At 71.9% G+C, this 6,645-nt stretch carries 6 protein-coding genes; 4 read left to right on the top strand and 2 right to left on the bottom strand.

Going from position 1 to position 6,645, the window contains the following annotated elements; translation table 11 throughout:
- Positions 1–164: 164 nt before the first annotated feature.
- Positions 165–698, bottom strand: coding sequence for an HAD domain-containing protein (locus ACFYZL_RS39845; protein ID WP_384751406.1), 534 nt, complete (start codon positions 696–698; stop codon positions 165–167).
- 90 nt (positions 699–788) lie between these two features.
- On the opposite strand from ACFYZL_RS39845, the gene ACFYZL_RS39840 reads away from it, so the two are divergent.
- The 3 genes from ACFYZL_RS39840 to ACFYZL_RS39830 all read left to right on the top strand — a co-directional run bounded on the left by ACFYZL_RS39840 (position 789) and on the right by ACFYZL_RS39830 (position 4,431).
- Complete coding sequence (locus ACFYZL_RS39840; protein ID WP_388686081.1) at positions 789–1,337, top strand: TetR/AcrR family transcriptional regulator; 549 nt, start codon at positions 789–791, stop codon at positions 1,335–1,337.
- The gene (locus tag ACFYZL_RS39835; protein ID WP_388686078.1) at positions 1,337–2,887 is read left to right on the top strand and encodes an MFS transporter; all 1,551 of its coding nucleotides are present in this window, start codon (positions 1,337–1,339) and stop codon (positions 2,885–2,887) included. The genes ACFYZL_RS39840 and ACFYZL_RS39835 overlap by 1 nt, the downstream gene beginning before the upstream one ends.
- A 71-nt stretch (positions 2,888–2,958) precedes the next feature.
- The gene (locus ACFYZL_RS39830) at positions 2,959–4,431 is read left to right on the top strand and encodes a membrane-associated oxidoreductase (protein WP_388686075.1); all 1,473 of its coding nucleotides are present in this window, start codon (positions 2,959–2,961) and stop codon (positions 4,429–4,431) included.
- 3 nt (positions 4,432–4,434) lie between these two features.
- Here the strand turns inward: ACFYZL_RS39830 and ACFYZL_RS39825 are convergent, their stop codons facing one another.
- Positions 4,435–5,055 carry a lysophospholipid acyltransferase family protein gene (locus ACFYZL_RS39825; RefSeq protein ID WP_384751395.1) on the bottom strand — a complete coding sequence of 207 codons (621 nt, stop codon included), beginning with the start codon at positions 5,053–5,055 and terminating at the stop codon, positions 4,435–4,437.
- Positions 5,056–5,341: 286 nt separating this feature from the next.
- Between ACFYZL_RS39825 and ACFYZL_RS39820 the strand changes: the two genes are divergently transcribed.
- The gene (locus ACFYZL_RS39820) at positions 5,342–6,499 is read left to right on the top strand and encodes a glycerophosphodiester phosphodiesterase (RefSeq protein ID WP_388686073.1); all 1,158 of its coding nucleotides are present in this window, start codon (positions 5,342–5,344) and stop codon (positions 6,497–6,499) included.
- The last annotated feature ends 146 nt before the right edge of the window (positions 6,500–6,645 follow it).

The following is a 6,645-nucleotide window of genomic DNA, read 5'->3' as shown; positions in this document are numbered from 1 at the left end:
CCCCGCCCCCCCCCCCCCCCCGGCGGGGGGGGGGCCGGGGCGCCCCCCCCCGGGGGGGGCCCCCCGCCCCCCGCCCCCCCCCGGGGGCGGGGGGGGGGGGCGCCGCGGGGGGCCCCCCCCGCCCCTCCGGCGTTTCCGCGCTCGCGTGCGGCTTGCCCTGCCGGTCAGCGGCCGTCCGCCCAGTCCGCCAGTGCGTCGAAGTCGGGGCGGGTCAGGCCGATCCGCTCGTCGATGCGCATGAGCAGGGCCCGCGCCGGATGGCGCTGGTCGACGTACTCGTGGTCCATGGCCGTGATGTCGTCGTCGATCCAGGCGAACGGACGGGTGCCCGCGTACTCCAGGACGTACTGCGTCTTCCAGAAGGTCCCGCGCGGCGCCCGGCCGTGCATCACCGGCCAGTCGATGAAGGGGAGCCTCGGCAGGCCCAGGTGCGGTCCTATCCAGTCGTTCGCCTCGTCCTTCCACGTCGTGGCCCAGACGAGCTCGTACGAGTCCGCGAGCGCGAGCAGCTCCGTCCCGTGGGCGTGGTTGAGCCAGACCCGCAGGGGCTTCGCGCTCTCGGCCTCCCTCCAGCCCGTCGGGCGCATCCGGTGGGTGCTGTACCCCTCGGGGCGGCGCTGGGCCTTGGCGGCGTACGGGTTCAGAGGCCCGTCGACATCGATCAGCAGGAGCGGCTTCGACTGCTTCAACGGCTTCATTTCGGCATCCTTCCGTTCCGGCGGCCCGGGGGCAGCCTGATTTTTCCTCGGAATGAGACACAGGCGTCTCATTTGGGGTACGCTTGTCTCATGGCCATGGATCGTGACCAGGTGCTGCGCGACGCGGCGGCCCTGCTCTCCCGGAAATCGACCGCCACGATGGACGAGGTCGCGCGCGCCGCAGGCATTGGGCGCGCGACCCTCCACCGGCACTTCGCCGGGCGCGACGCCCTCGTACGGGCCCTCGAAGAACTCGGCATCCGTGAGTTCGAGGTGGCGTTCGACAACGCCCGCCTCGACGAGGGCAGCGCGATCGACGCGCTGCGCAGGCTCGTCGCGGAATCGGAGCCCAACGCCGAGCTGCTGGCCTTCCTCGTCACCGAGAACCAGCTGTTCGAGGGCGACCAGGTCAACGAGGGCTGGGAGCGGCTCGACGCCCGGGTCTGCGCGCTCTTCCGGCGCGGCCAGCAAGAGGGCGACATCCGCATCGACCTGAGCCCGGCCTGGCTCACCGAGGCCCTCTACGGGCTCATCGGAACCGGAGCCTGGGCCGTCATGGACGGCCGGGTCGCGGCCAAGGATTTTCAGTACATGATCATCGAGCTGCTGCTCGGTGGCGTCAAACGGAGCGTGGAGTGATGAGCGGTACCAAGCAGTCGAGCCGGATCGAGGAGACGGGGGTGCAGGGCGGGGGCCGGGGGCGCTGGCTGGCGCTCTCGGTGCTCGTGCTGGCCGTGCTGCTGGTCGCGGTGGACGCCACCGTGCTCGGCCTCGCCACCCCCTCGCTCTCCGAGGACCTGGGGCCGTCCGGCACCCAGTTGCTGTGGATCGGCGACATCTACTCCTTCGTCATCGCCGGACTCCTGGTGTCGATGGGCAGCCTCGGCGACCGGATCGGCCGCAAGAAGCTGCTCCTCGTCGGAGCCACCGCCTTCGGCGCGCTCTCGGTGCTGAACGCCTGCGCGACCAGCCCCGAGATGATGATCGTCGCCCGCGCCCTGCTCGGCGTGGCCGGCGCGACCCTGATGCCCTCCACCCTCGCGCTGATCCGCAACATCTTCCACGACCCCAAGGAACGCAGCCTCGCCATCGGCATCTGGGGCGCGACCGCCTCCGCCGGTGCCGCCGTCGGACCGATCGTCGGCGGAGCCCTGCTCCAGCACTTCTACTGGGGCTCGGTCTTCCTCATCAACCTGCCCGTGATGATCGTGCTGGTCGTCGTCGGCATCAAGCTGCTCCCCGAATCCAAGAACCCGGTCGCCGGTCCCTGGGACCTCGTCAGCGTCGGCCTTTCCCTGGTCGGTGTCATCGGTGTCGTCTACGCCGTCAAGGAAGTCGCCACCCACGGCCTGACCTGGGAGGTCGCGGCCACCGCGGTGCTCGGCGCGGCCGCCCTGTACGCCTTCGTCCGGCGCCAGTTCACCCTGCCGTCGCCGCTGCTCGACATGCGGCTCTTCCGGCACCGCGGCTTTTCCGGCGCGGTCCTCGCCGACCTGCTGACCGTCTTCGGCCTCTCCGGGCTCGTCTTCTTCCTCTCGCAGTTCCTCCAGCTCGTCCAGGGCCGCGACCCGCTGGAAGCCGGCCTCTCCGAACTGCCCGCCGCCCTCGGCGCGGTGGTCACCGGCCTCGTCGCGGGCCGCTACGCCCGCACGTACTCGGTACGCGTCGTCGTGACGGGCGGCCTCGCCGCCATCGGCCTGGCCCTCGGCGCACTGACCGTGCTCCACAAGGAGACCGGCTACCCGCTGCTCGGCGCGGCCCTGCTCGTCGTCGGCCTCGGCGCCGGCTTCTCCTTCACCGTGACCGCCGACGTGATCCTCTCCAGCGTGCCCAAGGAGCAGGCCGGTTCCGCCTCCGCCGTCTCCGAGACGGCGTACGAGCTCGGCGCCGCCCTCGGCATCGCCCTGCTCGGCTCCATCGTCACCGGCGTCTACCAGGGCTTCACCGCCCCGGAGTCCGTCGCGGGCCCGGTGGCCGACGCGGCCCACGAGTCCCTCGGCGGGGCCGTCGAGGTGGCCAAGGGCCTGGACCCGGCCATCGCGGGACCGATGGTCGAGGCCGCCCAGGTGGCCTTCGTGGACGGCCTGCGGTTCGCCTCGGGCGTGGGCGCGGCCGTCCTGCTGGCCACCGCCGTCGCGGCCTGGTTCCTGCTGAAGGGCCAGGAGCTCCAGGAGGGCGTCCAGCAGTGACGCACGCGGGCAAAGGGTGGTGTCCCGCCGGGAGTTGACAGTCCGTCGAACCCCGGGACACCATCCCCGCGATGGAGATCAACGAACTGACCCCGGCCGAACGCCGCGTGTGGGACGCCTTCACGCGCGGTGAGGGCGTCGACTTCCGCGAGAGCCCCGACGAGGAACCCACCGACGGGGCCTCGTGGGGGCCCGAGCGGACCGTACGCGCCGAGATCCTCCAGGCCCTCCTGGCCACCAGCCCGTCGGCGCCCGGCCAGATCGCCGGTCTCGACGTCAGGGGTGTGCGGATCACCGGCAAACTGGACCTCAGGTACGCCGTGATCGACGCGCCCATGCGGATCCGCAACTGCTGGTTCGAACGCGCACCCACGCTGTTCGGCGCCCGGTTGCGCACGCTCAACCTCACCGACTCGGTCCTGCCGGGGCTGACCGCCGGGACCCTGCGCGTAGAAGTCGAGCTGCGGATGGCCTGCTGCCGGATCACCGGTCCGGTCCGCCTGGCCGGAGCCCAGATATCCGGCGGCCTGTTCCTCCAGCGGGCGGTGATCGGCACACCCGACGCCGCCGAGGCGGCGGAGCCGCCGCTGCAGATCAACCACGCCGGCATCGGCACCGACGTCATCGCCATGGAACTCACCGTCCACGGCCAGACGCGCATCAACGGCGCCGTCGTCGGCGGGCAGATCAACCTCGACGACGCCCGCCTGCTGGCCCCCGGCGCCACCGCCCTGCACGCCGAGACCCTGACCGTCGGCACCGATCTGCGGGCCATGCGGGCCGAGCTGAGCGGCCGGGTCAACCTCACGGGCGCTCGTATACCGGGCCAGCTCAACCTCGCCCACGCCCGCCTCGCCAACCCCGGCGGGGTCGCCCTGCGCGCCTCCAGCTGCGTGATCGGCGAGGTGTGGCTGCGCGGTTGTCAGAGGATCGAGGGCGGGGTGAACCTGCGCCGTTCGCAGTTCGACCTGCTGCACGTGCCGGCCGAGACCTGGCCCGAGCAGATCCGCATCGACGGGCTGACCTACCGCACCCTCGCCCCCCACCTGCCCGCCGAGGAGCGACTGCCCGCCCTGGAGCGCGAGGAGTCCGGCTACCTCCCGTACGCCTACGAGCAGCTCGCCGCGGCCTACCGGACGGTGGGCGACGAGGCGGCCGCCCGCACCGTGCAGCTCGCCAAGCTGCGCAGGCACCGACGCACCTTGCCCCGGCCCGCCCGGTTCTGGGGGCTGCTCCAGGACGCCACCGTCGGCTACGGCTTCCGGCCGCTGCGCGCGGCGGGCTGGCTGCTGGCACTGCTGCTGACCGGATGGATCGCGTACGGAATCGATCAGCCGAGGCCGCTCAAGGCGGGAGAGGCTCCCGAGTTCAATCCGATCTTCTACACGATCGACCTGATGCTGCCGATCATCAGCTTCGGCCAGGAGCAGGCCTTCGCGCCCACCGGCTGGCACCAGTGGCTGTCGTACCTGCTGATCGTGACCGGCTGGGTCCTCGCCACGACCACGTTGGCGGGCGTCAGCCGGTCACTGCAACGGCAGTAGGGGTTACGCCGCCTTCGCCTTGGTGGCGTACATGTCCACGTACTCCTGGCCCGAGAGCCGCATGACCTCGGCCATCACGGAGTCGGTGACGGCGCGCAGCACGTACCGGTCGCGGTCCATGCCCTCGTAGCGGGAGAACTCCATCGGCTCGCCGAACCGGACGGTGACCCGGCCCGGGCGCGGCATGCCTGCGCCGCCGGGCTGGAGCTTGTCGGTGCCGATCATCGCGAACGGGACCACGGGGGCGCCGGTCATCAGCGTCAGGCGGGCGATGCCGGTGCGGCCGCGGTAGAGCCGACCGTCGGGGGAGCGGGTGCCCTCGGGGTAGATGCCGAAGATCCGGCCCTCCTCCAGGATGCGGCGGCCGGTCATCAGGGCCGCGACGCCGCCGTTGGCCCCGTCACGGTCCACGGGGATCATGCCGGCGCCGGTGAAGAACCAGGCCATGAGCCGGCCCTTGATCCCCTTGCCCGTGACGTACTCGTCCTTGCCGATGAAGTGGACCGTGCGGTCGCAGACCAGCGGCATGATCATCGAGTCGATGAAGGTGAGGTGATTGCCCGCCAAAATCACCGGTCCGGAGCCCGGAATGTTCTCTACGCCCTCCACACGGGTGCGGAACATCAGGCGAATGACCGGTCCGACAGTGGCTTTGATGAGGCGCGTACGGAACAACGTGGGCCCTCCGGCATCGAAAAGCGGATCGCGCACATCCCACCCTACGGCGGGGAGCGCAGGTGAGGACGATACTCGCGGCCCGACGCTGATCGCACATCGGGTTCACACATCGGATACGCAGTGTTGACGCGCGTTTCCGCCATGTTCCCCGCGCGCCGGCCCTCCCGACACCTCCGCCCGCCTACCATCGGCACGCCATTCAGGGCCTTTTCACGAGCGGGGAGTGACACTCATGACGCAGGGTGGGGCAGCGCGGCGCACGGTCCTGGGGGCGGCCGTACTGGCGGCCGGCACGGGCATCTCCGGACTCTCGGCGGGATCCGCCTCGGCGTCCGAGAGCGGATCGGACCGCAAGGACGACCTCCCCTACCCGACGGTCATCGGGCACCGCGGGGCCAGCGGCTACCGGCCCGAGCACACCCTCGGCTCGTACCAGCTCGCCCTGGACCTCGGCGCCGACGTCATCGAGCAGGACCTGGTGCCCACCCGCGACGGCCACCTGGTCTGCCGTCACGAGAACGAGATCGGCGGGACCACCGACGTCGCCGACCACCCCGAGTTCACCTCCAGGCGCACCACCAAGTCCGTCGACGGGGTCTCCGTGACGGGCTGGTTCACCGAGGACTTCACCCTCGCCGAGCTGCAGACCCTGCGCGCGAAGGAGCGCATCCCCGCCCTGCGCCAGCGCAACACCCTCTACGACGGCCGGTGGGCCGTGCCCACCTTCGAGGAAGTGCTGCGCTGGGCGGACCGCGAGGGCAAGCGGCGCGGCAAGCGGGTCTGGCTGCACGTCGAGACCAAGCACCCCAGCTACTTCCGGGGGATCGGCCTCGGTCTGGAAGAGCCCCTCGCCAGGCTGCTGCGCCGCTACGGGCGCGACGGCCGCACCGCGCCCGTCTTCCTCCAGTCCTTCGAGCCCTCCAGCATCCAGCGGCTGTCCCGGCTGGTCTCCGCTCCCCGCGTGGTGCTGCTGTCCGCGGCGGGCACCCGCCCCTGGGACTTCGAACAGGCCAAGGACCCCCGTACGGTCACGGACCTGGTCAAGCCCGAAGGGCTGAAGTGGATCGCCGGCTTCGCCCAGGGCATCGGCCCCACCATGGACCTCATCCTCCCGCGCGGCGCGGACGGCAGGCTCGGCGCGCCGACCACGCTGGTCAAGGACGCGCACGCCCAGGGACTGGTGCTGCACCCCTATACCGCGCGCAACGAGAACAACTTCCTGCCCGCCGAGTACCGCAAGGGCACCGACCCCACCGCGTACGGGGACGCCTTCGGCGCCTTCAAGACGTACTTCGAACAGGGCATCGACGGAATCTTCACCGACAATCCGGACACCGGGCTGCTCGCCGCCGAGGCCTTCCGGCCGGGCCGACGCCCCGTCAACCGCTGAGCGGAGCTTCCCGTACGAGTGGGGCGGGGCCCGGGGGGGAACCACCCGGGCCGGCCCCCCCCGGCCCCCCCGCCGGGGCCCGGGGGCAGCACCGGGGGCGGCGGGGGGCCCCCCGGGGGGCCGCGGGGGGGGGGGGCGCCGGGTGG

The sequence above is a fragment of the Streptomyces sp. NPDC001717 genome, from assembly GCF_042892775.1.
GTDB lineage: Bacteria > Actinomycetota > Actinomycetes > Streptomycetales > Streptomycetaceae > Streptomyces.
Note: the sequence above shows the minus strand (reverse complement) of the source record. Positions and strands in the feature narration are given on the sequence as shown.